Source organism: Roseibium sp. LAB1, from assembly GCF_054658235.1.
In genome coordinates this window covers 1-14,536 of the sequence record NZ_BAAGIB010000003.1, presented here as the reverse complement: position 1 = coordinate 14,536, position 14,536 = coordinate 1, and the positions used below count along the sequence as shown (strand labels likewise).

15 protein-coding genes are annotated in these 14,536 nt (G+C 60.3%); 11 read left to right on the top strand and 4 right to left on the bottom strand.

Annotation, left to right across the window (positions count from 1 at the left end):
• The first annotated feature begins 258 nt into the window (after positions 1-258).
• A complete protein-coding gene (locus ACYQ54_RS17960) occupies positions 259-618 on the top strand; it encodes an ArsC family reductase (RefSeq protein WP_460084932.1) in 360 nt (119 codons plus the stop codon).
• Positions 619-651: 33 nt separating this feature from the next.
• Here ACYQ54_RS17960 and ACYQ54_RS17955 read toward each other — a convergent pair whose 3' ends face one another.
• Positions 652-1,068 carry a YcbK family protein gene (locus tag ACYQ54_RS17955; RefSeq protein ID WP_460084930.1) on the bottom strand — a complete coding sequence of 139 codons (417 nt, stop codon included), beginning with the start codon at positions 1,066-1,068 and terminating at the stop codon, positions 652-654.
• A gap of 187 nt (positions 1,069-1,255) precedes the next feature.
• On the opposite strand from ACYQ54_RS17955, the gene ACYQ54_RS17950 reads away from it, so the two are divergent.
• The 3 genes from ACYQ54_RS17950 (at position 1,256) to purU (ending at position 4,313) form a co-directional block, all read left to right on the top strand.
• Entirely contained in the window at positions 1,256-2,572 is a 1,317-nt protein-coding gene (locus ACYQ54_RS17950; RefSeq protein ID WP_460084927.1) for an aspartate aminotransferase family protein, read from the top strand.
• Between the two features lie 2 nt (positions 2,573-2,574).
• Positions 2,575-3,384 (top strand): beta-keto acid cleavage family enzyme, encoded by an 810-nt coding sequence (locus tag ACYQ54_RS17945; RefSeq protein WP_460084924.1) that lies wholly within the window; start codon positions 2,575-2,577, stop codon positions 3,382-3,384.
• Between the two features lie 71 nt (positions 3,385-3,455).
• Complete coding sequence (gene purU / locus ACYQ54_RS17940; RefSeq protein ID WP_460084921.1) at positions 3,456-4,313, top strand: formyltetrahydrofolate deformylase; 858 nt, start codon at positions 3,456-3,458, stop codon at positions 4,311-4,313.
• Between the two features lie 99 nt (positions 4,314-4,412).
• On the opposite strand, the gene ACYQ54_RS17935 is transcribed toward purU, so the two are convergent.
• Entirely contained in the window at positions 4,413-5,339 is a 927-nt protein-coding gene (locus ACYQ54_RS17935) for a LysR family transcriptional regulator (protein WP_460084919.1), read from the bottom strand.
• Between the two features lie 444 nt (positions 5,340-5,783).
• Positions 5,784-6,353, bottom strand: a complete 570-nt coding sequence (locus ACYQ54_RS17930; RefSeq protein WP_460084916.1) for a TetR/AcrR family transcriptional regulator — start codon at positions 6,351-6,353, stop codon at positions 5,784-5,786.
• Positions 6,354-6,465: 112 nt separating this feature from the next.
• On the opposite strand from ACYQ54_RS17930, the gene ACYQ54_RS17925 reads away from it, so the two are divergent.
• Complete coding sequence (locus ACYQ54_RS17925; RefSeq protein ID WP_460084913.1) at positions 6,466-7,179, top strand: methyltransferase family protein; 714 nt, start codon at positions 6,466-6,468, stop codon at positions 7,177-7,179.
• Positions 7,180-7,210: 31 nt separating this feature from the next.
• Here the strand turns inward: ACYQ54_RS17925 and ACYQ54_RS17920 are convergent, their stop codons facing one another.
• Positions 7,211-7,807: a LysE family translocator gene (locus ACYQ54_RS17920; RefSeq protein WP_460084911.1), complete on the bottom strand. Its 597-nt coding sequence runs from the start codon at positions 7,805-7,807 to the stop codon at positions 7,211-7,213.
• Positions 7,808-7,913: 106 nt separating this feature from the next.
• Between ACYQ54_RS17920 and ACYQ54_RS17915 the strand changes: the two genes are divergently transcribed.
• The 6 genes from ACYQ54_RS17915 (at position 7,914) to ACYQ54_RS17890 (ending at position 14,199) form a co-directional block, all read left to right on the top strand.
• On the top strand, positions 7,914-9,323 hold the full coding sequence (locus ACYQ54_RS17915) for an aminotransferase-like domain-containing protein (RefSeq protein WP_460084908.1): 1,410 nt from the start codon (positions 7,914-7,916) through the stop codon (positions 9,321-9,323).
• 127 nt (positions 9,324-9,450) lie between these two features.
• On the top strand, positions 9,451-10,230 hold the full coding sequence (locus ACYQ54_RS17910) for an energy-coupling factor ABC transporter ATP-binding protein (RefSeq protein WP_460084906.1): 780 nt from the start codon (positions 9,451-9,453) through the stop codon (positions 10,228-10,230).
• Complete coding sequence (locus ACYQ54_RS17905; RefSeq protein WP_460084903.1) at positions 10,230-10,835, top strand: energy-coupling factor transporter transmembrane component T family protein; 606 nt, start codon at positions 10,230-10,232, stop codon at positions 10,833-10,835. Before ACYQ54_RS17910 ends, ACYQ54_RS17905 begins: the two co-directional genes overlap by 1 nt.
• A 144-nt stretch (positions 10,836-10,979) precedes the next feature.
• Positions 10,980-11,534: a biotin transporter BioY gene (locus ACYQ54_RS17900; protein WP_460084900.1), complete on the top strand. Its 555-nt coding sequence runs from the start codon at positions 10,980-10,982 to the stop codon at positions 11,532-11,534.
• A gap of 26 nt (positions 11,535-11,560) precedes the next feature.
• Complete coding sequence (locus ACYQ54_RS17895; protein WP_460084898.1) at positions 11,561-13,003, top strand: AMP-binding protein; 1,443 nt, start codon at positions 11,561-11,563, stop codon at positions 13,001-13,003.
• Entirely contained in the window at positions 13,000-14,199 is a 1,200-nt protein-coding gene (locus tag ACYQ54_RS17890; RefSeq protein ID WP_460084895.1) for a thiolase family protein, read from the top strand. Before ACYQ54_RS17895 ends, ACYQ54_RS17890 begins: the two co-directional genes overlap by 4 nt.
• The last annotated feature ends 337 nt before the right edge of the window (positions 14,200-14,536 follow it).

The window sequence follows — 14,536 nt, the reverse complement described above, 5'->3', positions numbered from 1 at the left end:
GGTCTGGCCGCATCGGCTTGCTGCCGTTCCGCCATATGAGCTGTCACTTCAAGCGCGGGGGGCAGCCGAGGTCAAGCAGGCAAAAGGGAATTGCGGTGAACTGCCCGTGAAGACGGGCGTAACGGGGAAAATTCAGGGTAAAGACGGCGATACCCGGCCAAATTTCTCAATTTTCCGGATTTTGCCCGACTGTGGCCTTGCATCCAGGGCGTCAGTCGGCACATTCCGGGCCAGACACACAACAACCGGGAAGAGGCGATGAAGGTCTACGGCATCAGGAATTGCGACACGGTCAAGAAGGCGCGAAAGTTTCTGGAAGAGGCAGGCGTGCCCTATGAATTTCATGACTACAAGAAGGACGGTGTCGATGCCGACCGGCTGGCCCGCTTTGTCGGCGAATTCGGCTGGGAAACAATCTTGAACAAGCGCGGCACGACGTGGCGGCGCCTGGATGAGGCGACCCAGGACGGCGTCGTCGATGCCAAGAGCGCCCTCGACGTGATGATCGAAAACCCTTCGGTGATCAAACGGCCGATCGTGGAAGGCGAGACCAAGAATTTTGTCGGCTTCGACCCGGTTGCCTGGGAAATGGCGCTGGAGCTGGGCGAGCTTAAATAGAGCTCGCCATCGCCAGGCCGCAAGGTGTGGCGCTTACCAGGTGCGGCGCGGGCCGGTATCGATGTGATAGTGGCCGGAAGAATAGTGCTTGTAACCCCCGACTTCCGGCTGCGCCTTCAGGTAGGCGATAACCGACGACGGGTCGCCACGAACCGAGAAATCGACCGCACGGCAGTTGAGGTGATAGGAATCCTTTGCGCCGCCCTTCCACCAGTTTTCAAGCCACCAGCGCTTGGTGGAACTGACGGTGACCTTGCCATACCGGGATGCGACCCGGTTCAGGACCTTTTTCAGCTTGCGCGGAACGCACCACGAACTGTCGTTGTAGTCGATGGAATTGTGAGATGCCGTCATCCAGCCCATGCCGGTGACACCGGCGACGGATCCGCAGCCGGCAAGTGTTGCAGTCAATCCAAGGAATACGATCCAGGCGATGAGGTGCTGACGCATGACGGGCAGCCTTCGGTTACTGATTACAATCTCGTCCCCCGCCCGCAAGCTGATCGAATTTTATTAAAAATCTAATGAAAAACGTGGTTAACGCGACTAGGAAACAAATGTTTCAGAATTGGATGTTTTCTGATACAAATGCACCAGCCCGGTTCGGGCGGTCCCGCCAGTTGTCGGATAGTTTGCCATGTCTCATGTTTTCCCCCGCCACACCAAAGCCGATCTTCCTGTCGCCGTCACGGGTGACGGCTGTTACATCCTCGATCGGTCCGGCAAGAAATATTTCGACGGGTCCGGCGGTGCCGCGGTCTCCTGCCTGGGACACAGCGATCCGGATGTGATCGCCGCAATCAAGACCCAGGTCGACAGGATCGCCTTTGCCCACACCGGGTTCTTTACCAGCGAACCGGCGGAGGAGCTGGCGGATCTCCTGATCGAACAGGCGCCGGGCAATCTGGACCGCGTCTATTTCGTCTCCGGTGGATCTGAAGCCATGGAGGCAGCGCTGAAGCTGGCGCGGCAGTATTTCCTGGAAAAGGGTGAGGTGTCCCGCCATCGTGTGATTGCCCGCCGGCAGAGCTATCACGGCAACACATTGGGCGCGCTGGCAACTGGCGGCAACCAGTGGCGGCGGGCGCCATTTGCGCCACTGATGATCGACACCACCCATATCGCTCCCTGTTACGAGTACCGGGACCGTGGCGAGGGGGAAACCGCCTTCGACTATGGTCAGCGGATTGCCAACGAACTGGAAGCCGAAATTCTTCGGCTCGGGCTGGAAAACGTCATGGCATTCGTTGCCGAACCGGTTGTCGGCGCAACTGCGGGCGCCTTGCCCCCGGTCGAGGGCTATTTCAAACGGATTCGCGAAATCTGCGACCGCTACGGCGTGCTCCTGATTCTCGATGAGGTCATGTGCGGTATGGGCCGCACGGGAACGCTGTTTGCGTGTGAACAGGACGGCATTGCGCCGGATATTCTGTGTATCGCAAAAGGGCTAGGGGCCGGTTATCAGCCGGTCGGCGCCATGTTGTGCACGTCTGCCATCTATGAAGCCATCGAAACCGGATCCGGCTTCTTCCAGCACGGCCATACCTACATCGGCCATCCGACCGCCTGTGCAGCAGCGCTGGCCGTGTTCAGAAAGCTGACCGGCGGCGTCGCCGACCGGGTAATGCCGATGGGAGAAAAACTCACGGCGGCTCTCACCGAGGCCTTCGGCCAGCATCCGCATGTCGGCGATATTCGGGGACGTGGCCTGTTTCGCGGTATCGAGCTGGTGGAGGATCGGGCAACCAAGGCTCCGTTCGATCCCAAGAGAGGTGTCAACAAGGCCTTCAAGAAGGCGGCATTCGAAGCTGGCCTCATCTGCTACCCGATGGGCGGGACCATCGATGGTGTTCAGGGCGACCATATCCTGCTGGCACCGCCCTTCATCCTGGAAGACAGCCACATCGGCGAAATCACCGACAAGCTCGACCAAGCCTTCAAGGCCGTCTTCTGAACATGGGCGCGCTCTTTGTTCCTTCGCCCCTGCCGCTGATCATGGTGGCTCCCAACGGCGCACGCCGGACCAAGGCGGACCACCCCTGCCTGCCGATGACCATTACCGAAACGGTGGCGGCCGCGGGCGCTTGTTTCAAGGCCGGTGCGGGCGCGCTCCATGCCCATGTTCGTGATCACTCCGGCGCCCATGTGCTCGATGCCGGGCTTTATCGGGAGCTCTTGTCGGAAATGCGTGTTGCGGTGCCGCAAATGCAGGTTCAAATCACCACGGAAGCTGTTGGAAAATACACTCCGGAAGAGCAACGTGAACTGGTCTACAAGGTCGAGCCTTCTGCGGTGTCCGTGGCGGTTCGAGAGATGGTTCCGAACGGCGGGGAAGATCAGGCGAAAGCCTTTTACAAATGGGCGTTAGACCATGATTGTGCGGTTCAGCATATCGTCTACAGCGCAGACGATCTGGACCGGTTTTTCGACCTGGCAGCAGCCGGCACCTTGGTAGGGGAAAGCCATCAGCTGCTGTTCGTGCTGGGGCGTTACACGGCCGGCCAGGAAAGTGCACCGGAGGATCTGGTGCCGTTTCTGGACAAGCTGACGGAGCGCGGCAGCGGAATGTCGCTGGACTGGGCTGTCTGCGCCTTCGGACACCGGGAGACGGAGTGTCTGGTAGAGGCGGTCCGGCGGGGTGGCAAGACCAGGATCGGCTTCGAAAACGGCCTGTGGAACAGGACCGGAGAACGCGCGAAAGACAATGCCGACCGGGTCAGTGACCTGGTATCGGCCCTGAAGGAATACAGTCTGATGCCTGCCTGATCGCTCGGGCCGGCATCCGGCACGAACAAAATCAGCGGGCTGAGGCCCTCAAGGTTGGAGACTGGAAAATCATGGCGGATAGCCTTTACGTTCTGACGCTGTCCTGCGCGGACAAGCCTGGCATTGTGGCGGCGGTCACGACGGAACTGGCGGATTTCGGTGCCAATATTGCCGAAAGTGACCAGTTCTGGGACCGGGTGACCAACCAGTTCTTCCTGCGCATTGCCATTCTGGCTCCTGAAGGCGTGACTCTGGAAAGTGTGCAGAAGGCGCTCGACCCGGTCATCAGCCGTTTCGACATGAAGGCGAAACTGGTCGACACGGCCAAACGGCCGAAGGTCATCGTCATGGTCTCCAAGTTCGACCATGCCATGCTGCACCTTCTCTACCAGATTCGCGTCGGCTGGATGGATGCCGAAGTGGTGGCGATCGTTTCAAACCACACCGACAGCCAGCGCACGGCTGAGCACGAGGGCATTCCCTATTATCACTGGCCGGTGAACAAGGAAAACAAGGCCGAGCAGGAAGACAAGCTGCTGAAACTGGTCAAGGAAACCGGAGCGGATCTGGTGGTTCTGGCTCGCTACATGCAGGTACTGTCCGACAGCCTTTCCAAACGGCTTTTCGGCAAGATCATCAACATCCACCACTCCTTCCTGCCGAGCTTCAAGGGAGCCAAGCCCTATCACCAGGCGCATGCCCGTGGGGTCAAGATGATCGGCGCCACCGCTCACTACGTGACGCCGGATCTCGACGAAGGCCCGATCATCGAGCAGGACGCCGAACGTGTGAGCCATGCGCTCTCTGCTGACGATTTCGTCGCCCGGGGCCGTGATATCGAATCCCGCGTCCTGGCCCGTGCCGTCAAATACCACCTGGAAAATCGGGTCATGATCGTCGGCAACAAGACCATCGTGTTCACGCCGTAAGGCAAGCCCTGTTGCCCGAAAAGCGATTGGCCCCGGCTGTCCGATGGATGGCCGGGGCTTTTTCTTGATCTGTGAGGCCGTTTGGGTGCCGGGGTGTTGTCAGGCGACGACCGCCATAGGCGCGGTGACGGGCATGCCGTCGCGTTTGAGTTCGGCGTGAACCCAGTCGCGGAACAGCCGGACCTTGCGGCTGGTGCGCAGGGCCGGTGGGTAACTCATGTACCAGCTTTCGTCATTTGCCTGGCACGTCAGCTTGAACGGCTGGATCAACTGGCCGTTTTCAAGTGCCGTCTTGCAGAAATAAGGGGTCAGGATCGCGACCCCCTGGCCCGCAATAGCCCGGTTGGCCTCAAGCGCCTGTGACCCCATGCGCGAGCTCGGGTGGCCGCTCAGATCGACATCAGGCAATCCCGCTGCCTCGAACCACATCTGCCACCACGGATCCTGCGGATCGACCAGCGGCAGTTTCAACAGGTCCTCCGGCTTGCTGATACCACCAATCGTTTCCGCCAGTTTCGGACTCAGCATCGGCGAAAAGTCCGCACGCACGATTTCATGCGCCAGCCAGCTTTTCGGCGGGGCCTTGCAGGCGGAAATCACGATGTCGGATTCGTTGAACTCAGGCTCCGCATGCGGGCCGTAGGGTATGATGCGCACGCCCACATCCGGGTTCTGCATCTGGAATTCGAACAGGCGGTTGGCCAGCCAGTTGACCGCAAACGTGGTGTTGCTGGATACAACAAGCTGGCCCGCGTTCTTTTCGGAAATATCTTCGAAGGCGCTGCGAAGCGACGAGAACGCATCGACCACCCGCGCGGCCAGTTGACCGCCGTTGTCGGTCAGTTCGATCTTGCGGGCCTTTCGCGTGAACAGTTGAAAACCGAGACGATCTTCCAGAACCTTGATCTGATAGCTGACGGCCGCCTGGGTCATGCCCAGCTCGTCTCCGGCCTTGGTAAAACTCAGGTGCCGGCTTGCAGCTTCGAAGGCGCGGATCGCGGACAGTGGTGGCAAATGCGCAGACATGCATAAATCTCCCTTATGCATATCTATCGAAATTTCGTTGGTAAGACAACCGGAACCCACCGATATGTAACTCACAGGAAACAGGAGTTACAGACGTGTTCAGGCTCTCCCAGACGAAATCAGGCTGCGCGACTCATCAACAAAACTTGGGCTTTTCATTAAGATCCCTTATCGCTTCTCTGTTTGCCAGAACGGCAACCCGCACCCGCAAGCGCCTCAACGTGGCTCATCTGCCGGAGGATCTGCGCCGGGACATCGGGTTGGACCCCAATCCGCATGAAACGTCGTTCGAGGCGCGCTGGCAGAAGGAACTGAAGGACCTGCAGCGCTAGAGCGTGGCGAGTTGCCTGACCTGTATCCGGCTGCGGTTTTCCCTTTGGCCGATCTGACAGATCCGGCAGGTGCCTTCCGCCGGATCTGTCTCGCCTCCCGCAGCGCGTTGAATCAGGTCAGCTTTTTAAGGGCCGGCAGAATTGTTTCATAGTCCAGCGTGCCGCCGGTGAAATGGCGCATCAGCAAGGTGCCCAGCAAAAGACACAGGACGCTGTCGCCCGCCTCGCTCCCCGCAAGGCTCTGCACATGACGGCGAAGATGGTCATTGGCCAGTTGCATTGCCGGATCATCGGCGATCTCCGCTGCCGTCTTTCCACGCAGATAGTCGAACAGCAGCGACATTTCGCTGGCAAATCCCGGTTCCAGGCTCCTGGCGAAATCGATCAGGGCAGTGCCCGGGTCTTGAGACATTGGGTCTTGTGACGTCGCCTCCGTGCCGCCACCTGCCGTCATCTCCATCATCACCGTTTCCGTACAGGCCAGGAACAGGCTCTTCTTGGTCGGAAAGTAGTGATAGAGCGCGCTTTTCGACAGGCCCAGGGCTTCGGCAACCCGTCGCATGCCAAGGCCGGAATAGCCAAGTTCGGAAAAAAGCGGAGCTGCCTTTCGGGCAAGTTCAAGCCGGTAGGCTTCGTGATCGATCTGTTTCGGCATTATTTCGTCCAGGTGGTCGATAAACATATTGACCACCTGGAGAAGTGTCGTCTAGAACTCTTTTTCGTCCATTTGGTCGAAAACAAATTTGCGATCTGCAAAGTCCCGGTTATCGGGTTTTCGGATCGAAGGAGTTGTCATGGCACAGTCCGGAGGCGTCAGTCGCCAGCATGATAGGTCCCTGCAGCAAAAGAGTGTCTTTGCGGCCCTTCACTTCATGTGTGTGCTCGTAAGCGTCTGGCTTCTTCTGGGTGGTGGATGGGAGCAGGTCGGCAGATGGTTCGGGCAGGAACTCACGCTGACCGACCCTCTGCGCGGTTTGCTGCTGCTTGCCTGCACCCTGCTCTATTTTGCCCGTCACCTGCTGACATTGTTCTATCTGCTAGCCCGAAAGGTGGCATTTTCAGAGGTCTTTGGACTGGGAGCATTCATCGCCTTTTTCGAAGTCGGCTTTCTTGCTCTTGGCAGCGGTGCCTTTCGGCAGGCCGCCGTGCCTTTCTCTCTTCTCGACGGCGCTGCACTGGCGATGGTGGCCGGAGGTTCGTTTCTCAACAGCTGGTCGGAGCTGCAGCGCAAGTGGTGGAAACGCGATCCTGCCAATCGTGGCCGTTGCTACACCGGCGGCCTGTTCGCCTCGTCCATGCACATCAACTATTTTGGCGACACGGTGCTGTTCACAGGTTGGGCTCTGCTGACCCACAGCCTTGCGGCACTTGCGGTGCCGGCGTTCATGGCCGTTTCCTTTGTTGTCTTTCACATCCCGGCGCTCGATGCCTATCTGTCGCAGCGCTATGGCGCGCAATTCGATGCCTATGCGGTCCGAACGCGCAAGTTCATCCCATTCATCTATTGATCCGACGACGATACCGGCGCCATCACCACGCTCAGATAAGAAGCGCCCACACCGTTGCCGCCAGCATGGCAATTGCCATGGAAACCGTGATTGCCCGCATCAGGGGACCGTCTCCGATCAGGGCAAGAATGGACACGCCCACCAGGGCCCAGAGGGAATGGAACACCATCCCTCCAAGGGTGAAACCCGCCACCAGGATCATCGCGTTCTCATGGATGCCGAGCCCGTTGCCGGCCAGAAAGGTGGAGAAGGCCACAAGGTTCATCGCCCAGGTCTTCGGGCTGAGCGGGTGAATCAGCAGTCCTTCCCAGAAACTGGGCAGGGCGACTTCACCTTTCGGTTTGACGCTGAGCGAAACAATCCGCCAGGCAAGGTAGGTCATGTAGGCCATGCTCAGCACCTTGAAGATGGTCACCACGGGGCCGCCACCGGCCATGACGTGACCCAGGCCGTAGGCAACGCTAAGCTTGAGCGGCAAGGAGCCGATCTGGGAGGCGACAATCACGGGAAAGGCGGTGCGATACCCCGCAGATGCGCCGATGGCCAGAAAGGTCAGATTGCCCGGGCCGGGCGTGCCCGTCATGACGATAACGAACACCGCGAAGGCAAGAAACGTGGCGTAGTCCATGGGTATCTCCAGGAAAAGCATCGAGTTTTTCGATACAATCGATACAAAATGGCGGAGATACTAATTGTCTTGAGGTATTGTATCAGTCAATGATAACATTGTTCTCATGACAATGTGGATCCCGAACATCGAAGCCGCCGGTGGGCCGATCTATCTGGCGATCGCCGACGCACTGGAAGCCGATATCAAGACGGGCGCGCTTGCCCAGGGGGACAGGCTGCCCCCACAGCGCGAGCTCGCCTATCAGCTTGGCGTGACGCTCGGAACCATCACACGGGCCTATGGCGAAGCAGAGCGGCGCAGGCTGGTGAAGGGAGAGACCGGACGCGGTACCTATATTGCCTCCGAGACCCAGAAGGTCTCGCCCCTTGTTCCGAAGGAAGACGAGCCGGCAACCTGCGACCTGGCGCGAAACTTCGCCTATCCGCACCTCAATCCCAGTCTTTCCGAGGGCCTGACGCGGATGGCGCGCACGGTGGGGATCGACCGGCTGAACGGGTTCGTGCCTTCCGAAGGACTGAAGGCGCATCGCGAGACTGGTGCTCTCGTCTTCAAGGATTACGGTCTGGAAGCCGACCCGGACAGGGTCGCGGTCACCTGTGGGGCCCAGCACGGTATCCAGGTCACCTGTCAGGCCCTGTTCCGCCCGGGTGACGCCGTTGCCGTCGACCGTTTCACCTACCCGTCGATCTTCAGTTCATTTGCCAGCATCGGCCTGAAGCCCGTGCCTCTGCCCGCATTGATCCGCGCCGACGGCGGGTTTGGCGCAATGGACCCGGCGGCCCTCGCCCAGGCCGCGAAGACGCACGGCGTCAAGGGCGTCTTCCTGATGCCGAACATGCAGAACCCGACCACCCACACCATGTCCGTCGAGGAACGGCAGGATCTGGTAGCGGTGGCACGGCAATTCGATTTGAAGATCGTCGAGGATGATCCCTATACGCCTTTTTTGCCTGATGCCCTGCCCGCCTTCGGCGCGCTTGCGCCGGAACGCACCGCCTCCATTGCCAGTATCTCCAAGGTCTGCTCCCCCGGCAGCCGGATTGGCTTCGTCCATGTTCCCGGGCCATTCGGCGACAGTATTCGCAACAAGATCGGCGAAAGCACCTGGATGGCGTCGCCCATCACGGCAGAGCTCATTGCCGGCTGGGTGCGGGAGGGGCATCTTTTCAAGACCCTGCGTCTGAAGCGCAAGGCCAACCGCACAAGGTTTCTGGCCGCGCGCGAATTGCTTGCACCGCATTTCCTGCAAAGCGACGTCAACAAGGTGTTCGGCTGGTTGCGGCTGCCGGAAACCGTTGACCCGGACGCGCTTCAGAATGCTCTCGGACATCAGGGCATTTCGGTGCTGTCGTCCCGCTATTTTCAGGTGAAAGACCATCAGCCCGCGCCCTATCTGCGCCTTACCTTCGGATCCGAACAATCCGACGACCGGTTCCGCTGGGCTCTCCAGCGCATCAGATCGACCATCGGCCAATTGGCCGAATTGCCCGACCTGACCCGCCCTGTAGGGTGACGTCTTGCGATGACGTGTGATTTCGCCGGACGCCTGTCATGCTTTGACAAGGCTGCAGATCCGACCGATAAGCTGCGCGCAAAGATGGACCGGCCGATGCAAGGAGTGCCGTCCGCGACGAGGTGACATGGCATTCTGGCCCAAAAACAGGAAAGCAAAGGACAGGCCCTGCGTCTGTAATCCCGACGCCAGTCCCTATGCAGTCTTCGACCGGGTTGGCCTGAGTGTCGGCAAAGAGCGTATCCTGGAAGGGATCACCCTGCAGCTTGCCGAGGACCGGATCGGCATTATCGGGCTCAACGGATCGGGCAAGAGTTCCTTTGTGCGCCTGTTGAACGGCTTGCGCAGCCCCACGAGCGGCAGTCTCACGCTGTTTGGAGCCCCCTCCGCCGAGGCGGAGCTGGAATTGCCGCGCCATGTCGGCTTCGTCTTTCAGAATCCGGATCATCAGGCCATTTTCCCCACCGTGGAAGAAGAGATAGCCTTCGGCCTCACCCAGCTGGGCGTTGGCAAGGCGGAAAGCCGCAGCCGAGCCCGCGCATTCCTTGCCCTGCATGGCTGCGCGGCCCTCGCCGACAAGCCGATCACCGAGCTTTCCGGTGGCCAGAAGCAGCTCATCTGTATTCTGGCGGTTCTGGTCATGGAGCCCCGCCTTCTGGTGCTGGATGAACCCATGGCCAGTCTGGACGCGTTGACGACGTGCCGCATCCGCCAAAAGATCATGTCGCTGCCGCAGAAGATTGTCCTGGTCAGCCACGACCTCAGCCAGTTTGACGGCTTCGACAGGCTTCTCTGGCTGGAGGACGGGCGCTTGCGCATGGATGGCGAGCCGGATGCCGTGCGGGCGTCCTTTCAGGAGGACGTCCTGTCCCGGCAGGGCATGGACGTGGAGATCGCCGAGCTATGATGTCGGTCTATCTCCAGGGCAACAGCTGGGCCCATCGTCTGCCCGCGGGGCTGAAGCTGCTGGCTGTTGCCATCGCCAGCCTGCTGTTGCTGCGGTACACATCGTTCTGGGTCCTGCTGCCAGCTCTTGCCGGTGTTCTTCTTTGCTACGCCTCCCTCGGGCGTGCCGGTCTGGCGCAATTGAAGCTTCTGCGAGCGATGTCGTTTCTGCTTGCTGTGCTGCTGGCGCTGCATTGGGTGTCCGGAACCTTCCTGGAAGGTGTCGCAATCGTCCTGCGGCTCGCGATCATGATCCTTGCGGCAAACTTCGTTTCGGTGACCACGCGCATGGACGACATGCTGGACGCTGTCCAGCCTCTGTTCAAACCGTTCGAGTTCATCGGCCTGTCTCCACGCAAACCGGCGCTTGGTGTTGCACTGGTGCTTCGGTTCGCTCCTTACATGCTTGTGGTTTTCGGTCAGCTGCGTGAAGCCTGGCAGGCCCGGACCGGCTCGCGAAATTCATGGCGTCTGCTGGCGCCCTTTGCCATTCAGTCCTTGAGCATGTCCGATCATGTCGCCGAAGCGCTCAAGGCGCGGGGCGGGTCGGACGGCTTGTCAAGATGACCGAAAAGAAGCTGGATATCGCTGGCGTTTGGTAGAAAACTGGGCTATCCCGCCCTCGATTACGTTGCACGAACCTCATGCGGTGTGTTCGGCTCGGGGTTGAGTGGCAGCATCCTTGTTAACGAGAAGAAGGTCGAATTCATCATGGCTGACAGGTCCCTTGTGCATGTTGCTTTCTACGCTGCACTGATTGCTGCCCTGGGGTTGGTCCCGCCAGTGGCAATCGCCTTTCTCGGCGGCGTACCGATCACGGCGCAAACCCTTGGTGTCATGCTGGCCGGTGTCATGCTCGGCCCGATACGCGGTGCCCTCGCCGTCCTTCTTTTCCTGTTCCTCGTCGCGCTCGGATTGCCGTTCCTGTCCGGTGGTCGCGGCGGCCTCGGTGTCTTCATGGGCCCGTCCGTCGGTTTCCTGATCGGCTGGCCGATCGGAGCGTTCGTGGCGGGCTGGATCATGCAATCGACCCGTGAGCTGAACATTCTGGTCTCTGCCGCCATCTCTGCCGCTGTTGGCGGCATTCTGGTGGTCTACGCCTTCGGCGTTCCGGGAGTTGCCATCATGGCCGGCCTTTCCCTGCCGAAAGCCGCGCTCGGCAGCGCAATCTATCTCCCCGGCGATATGGTCAAGGTTGCGCTTGCGGCAATCATCGCTCAGACCGTCGCGCGCGGTCTGCCGGGTGCCGTTCTGTCCCGTTCGTAATCCCGAACACCAAGCGAGGCCGCATCATGGCCTTCGTCGGCGACAGTCTCGACCGGTTTGCCAGAGAGAAAGCCACCGGCGCCGCACTGACATGCGGCCCGGACTGCTTGTCCTGGCGGGAATTGACAGCCCGGATCGGCCGGATTGAAAAAGCGCTTGTCACACGGACAAGCCGCGGGGGGCGTGTCGTCCTGCGTCTCAGGGATCCGGCGGCCCTTATCGTCTGTTTCCTTGCCTGCGCCCGCACCGGTCGCGTCGCCACCGTGATGGACCCGGACTGGCCCGCGTTGCACACCTCCGCCGTACTTGACGCAATCGCGCCGGACATGGTCATCGATGACGCTGCCTTTCCGGCATTGCAGTCGGGTGGCGTCTTTTCAGCCGAAGAGGAACGAGTACCGGAGGCGCCACCGGAGGAAGACGATCTCTTCTATGCGGGCTTCACGTCCGGTTCCAGCGGTGTTCCGAAGGGCTATGTGCGTTCCCATGGGTCGTGGCTCGAAAGTTTCAGGCTGTCCGCACACGCATTCGGTATTTCAGACAGCAGCCGCATCGTCCTGCCGGGCCAGCTCACGCATTCTCTTCATCTTTATGGCGCTGTTTGCGGGCTTGCCTGCGGGCAGCACGTGGTTCTGATGCCGCGCTTCGATCCGCGCGCCGTCCTGAGAGACCTTGGCGGCGCTTCCGCCGGCTCGGTTCTTTATGCAACGCCGACCCAGCTTCACTTTCTGGCCGAAACCGCCAGACGAAGTGGGCCTGTCACGGCCGTCAAGCAGGTTCTCGCCAGTGGCGCCAAGTGGCGCGAGGCTGACCGGCAGGCATTGAAGTCTGTTTTCCCCGAGGCAAGACTGTTCGAGTTCTACGGTGCCTCGGAGACCAGTTTCATCACCCTGGCCTCTCCTGAAGACAATGTTCCCTCTGGCTCGGTCGGGCGTGCCGCACAAGGGGTGGACATCGTGATCGGCGACCCGGCGGCACCGACTGGACCGGGTTCCGCCGGTCCGATCTGGGTACGGAGCGGTCTGCTGTTTTCGCACTATATCTGCGGCACCGCACCGGACACGCTCTGGCGGGACGGCTGGCTCACCGTCGGCGACCACGGCTTTCTCGACGAGCGGGGCTTCCTGTTTCTGACCGGCCGGGAAAACCGTATGGTCATAACCGCCGGTCTTAATGTCTACCCGGAAGAAGTTGAGGCCGTGCTGGTGGAACATCCTTCCGTTGCTCTTGCCGTCGTCGCAGGATTGCCGGACCGGGTGCGCGGGCACCGGCTGGAAGCGGTCGTTGAACTGAGCGCGGCCCTGGCAGACGCGGAGCAGATACTGCTGCGCCATTGCCGAGCGCATCTCGCACCCGGCAAGGTGCCAAGGCACATAAACTTCCGGACAAAGCTGCCGCTGACGCCGGGCGGAAAGCCGGATATTCAGAAAATCGTGGCCGAATTGGCGAAAGGTGGAGGCAGCGGGTGACGCAGACACGCAGGGCAGTGATTGCAGCGGCACGGCGAACGGCGGTTTGCCCGCGCGGCGGCGCACTTGCCATGCTGCAGGCGGACGAGCTTGCTGCTCCCGTTCTCGCTCAGCTGATTGTTGACGCCGGTATCGAGCCGGGAGATGTCGATTGCGTCTTTCTGGGCAACGCTCTTTACGGCGGCGGTAATCCGGCGCGGCTCGCAGCGCTGCGCGCCGGCTTGCCGCAAACCGTGCCCGCCCTGACCATCGATACGCAGTGCTGCTCGGGTCTGGACGCGATCCTCATGGGCGCGCGGATGATCGAGGCCGGTGCAGCCGACATTGTTCTGGCCGGCGGCGCAGAGAGCTTCAGCCGCTCGCCGATCCGCATGACAAGACCCGTAGGCCCGGAAGACGCACCGCTTGCCTATGACCGTCCTGCGTTCGCGCCCGTTCCCTTTGCCGATCCGGATCTGGCAGAAGCAGCCGCCGCGCTTGCCGCGGAAACAGGCACGACGCGAGAAGCCCAGGCAACCTTCGCGGTCAACTCTCATGAAAAGGCGCGGACGGCGCTGGCTCGTCTTCGCGAGCGTCTGATCGGTGCCGGAGGCACGTTGCCTCTTGAGGACAGTTTCACAAGAGACCTGTCTCTCAGGACGGCCCTCAGGGCGCCGCTACTGGCCGGTGTGGCCGAAACCGGCCTCAACGCTGCCACCATCGCCTGCGAAGCCGATGGAGCCGCCGCGGTGCTGCTTATGTCCGAAGATGTCTTTCACCGACGCAATGGTGAAGGGATGAGGACCGACACGAAGGCCGGGCTGAAAATCCTGTCAGGTAAAAGTGCCGGCGGGAACCCGGCGCAGCCGTCGCTGGTTCCGGGTAAGGTGGCGAAAGCCATGTTCGCTGACCTTTGCATCGATGCGACTGACCTGGCCGCAGTGGAACTCATGGAGGCCTACGCGGTTCAGGCAATGGTGACCGCACAAGGGCTGAACCTGGCATCTGACAGTCTCAACCAAATGGGCGGCGCTCTTGCCAGAGGCCATCCGATCGGTGCTTCGGGCGCAATTCTGGCGGTTCACCTGTTTGACCTTCTTGCACGCGAGGAAGCCCCTGCGGAAGGTGCCCGAAACCTGGGCATGGCGCTCATTGCAGCAGCCGGCGGACTAGGCTCCGGCCTGCTTGTGTCGCCGTTTGTGCAGGAAGGTGGATAACTATTAAGTTATTGTATTTATTGACTTTAACGGAACGGATGAAAGTTTTTTCGGTTTTTTTGATTTTTTTCGAAAACGGTTGTTGACGGGGTGAGTTGGTCTGCGTATAACCCGGTTCATCGACGGCGGCAACGTCGCTGGCGACAGGGTTTTGTGACCTTAATTCCAGAAAATTGGTCCTTGAGGTCGGGCTTTACGGTTCGGATGTTGGACGGTTTTTGTTGAGTTCTGGTTACGGCTTGAGAGGGTTTAGGTCCTCTGTTCTTTGACAATTTGATTATTGAAGGAAGGGAAGCGTAGGCGGCGTTGGCCTTGCGATCTCAGGCTCTTTCGGGGG

Coding starts and splice junctions, on each gene's coding strand:
- ACYQ54_RS17930 (WP_460084916.1), bottom strand. CDS start 6,353: ATGTTTATCGACCACCTGGACGAAATAATGCCGAAACAGATCGATCAC.
- ACYQ54_RS17900 (WP_460084900.1), top strand. CDS start 10,980: ATGGCTGACAGGTCCCTTGTGCATGTTGCTTTCTACGCTGCACTGATT.
- ACYQ54_RS17920 (WP_460084911.1), bottom strand. CDS start 7,807: ATGGACTACGCCACGTTTCTTGCCTTCGCGGTGTTCGTTATCGTCATG.
- ACYQ54_RS17935 (WP_460084919.1), bottom strand. CDS start 5,339: ATGTCTGCGCATTTGCCACCACTGTCCGCGATCCGCGCCTTCGAAGCT.
- ACYQ54_RS17905 (WP_460084903.1), top strand. CDS start 10,230: ATGTCGGTCTATCTCCAGGGCAACAGCTGGGCCCATCGTCTGCCCGCG.
- ACYQ54_RS17915 (WP_460084908.1), top strand. CDS start 7,914: ATGACAATGTGGATCCCGAACATCGAAGCCGCCGGTGGGCCGATCTAT.
- ACYQ54_RS17895 (WP_460084898.1), top strand. CDS start 11,561: ATGGCCTTCGTCGGCGACAGTCTCGACCGGTTTGCCAGAGAGAAAGCC.
- ACYQ54_RS17945 (WP_460084924.1), top strand. CDS start 2,575: ATGGGCGCGCTCTTTGTTCCTTCGCCCCTGCCGCTGATCATGGTGGCT.
- ACYQ54_RS17960 (WP_460084932.1), top strand. CDS start 259: ATGAAGGTCTACGGCATCAGGAATTGCGACACGGTCAAGAAGGCGCGA.
- ACYQ54_RS17910 (WP_460084906.1), top strand. CDS start 9,451: ATGGCATTCTGGCCCAAAAACAGGAAAGCAAAGGACAGGCCCTGCGTC.
- ACYQ54_RS17955 (WP_460084930.1), bottom strand. CDS start 1,068: ATGCGTCAGCACCTCATCGCCTGGATCGTATTCCTTGGATTGACTGCA.
- ACYQ54_RS17950 (WP_460084927.1), top strand. CDS start 1,256: ATGTCTCATGTTTTCCCCCGCCACACCAAAGCCGATCTTCCTGTCGCC.
- purU (WP_460084921.1), top strand. CDS start 3,456: ATGGCGGATAGCCTTTACGTTCTGACGCTGTCCTGCGCGGACAAGCCT.
- ACYQ54_RS17925 (WP_460084913.1), top strand. CDS start 6,466: ATGGCACAGTCCGGAGGCGTCAGTCGCCAGCATGATAGGTCCCTGCAG.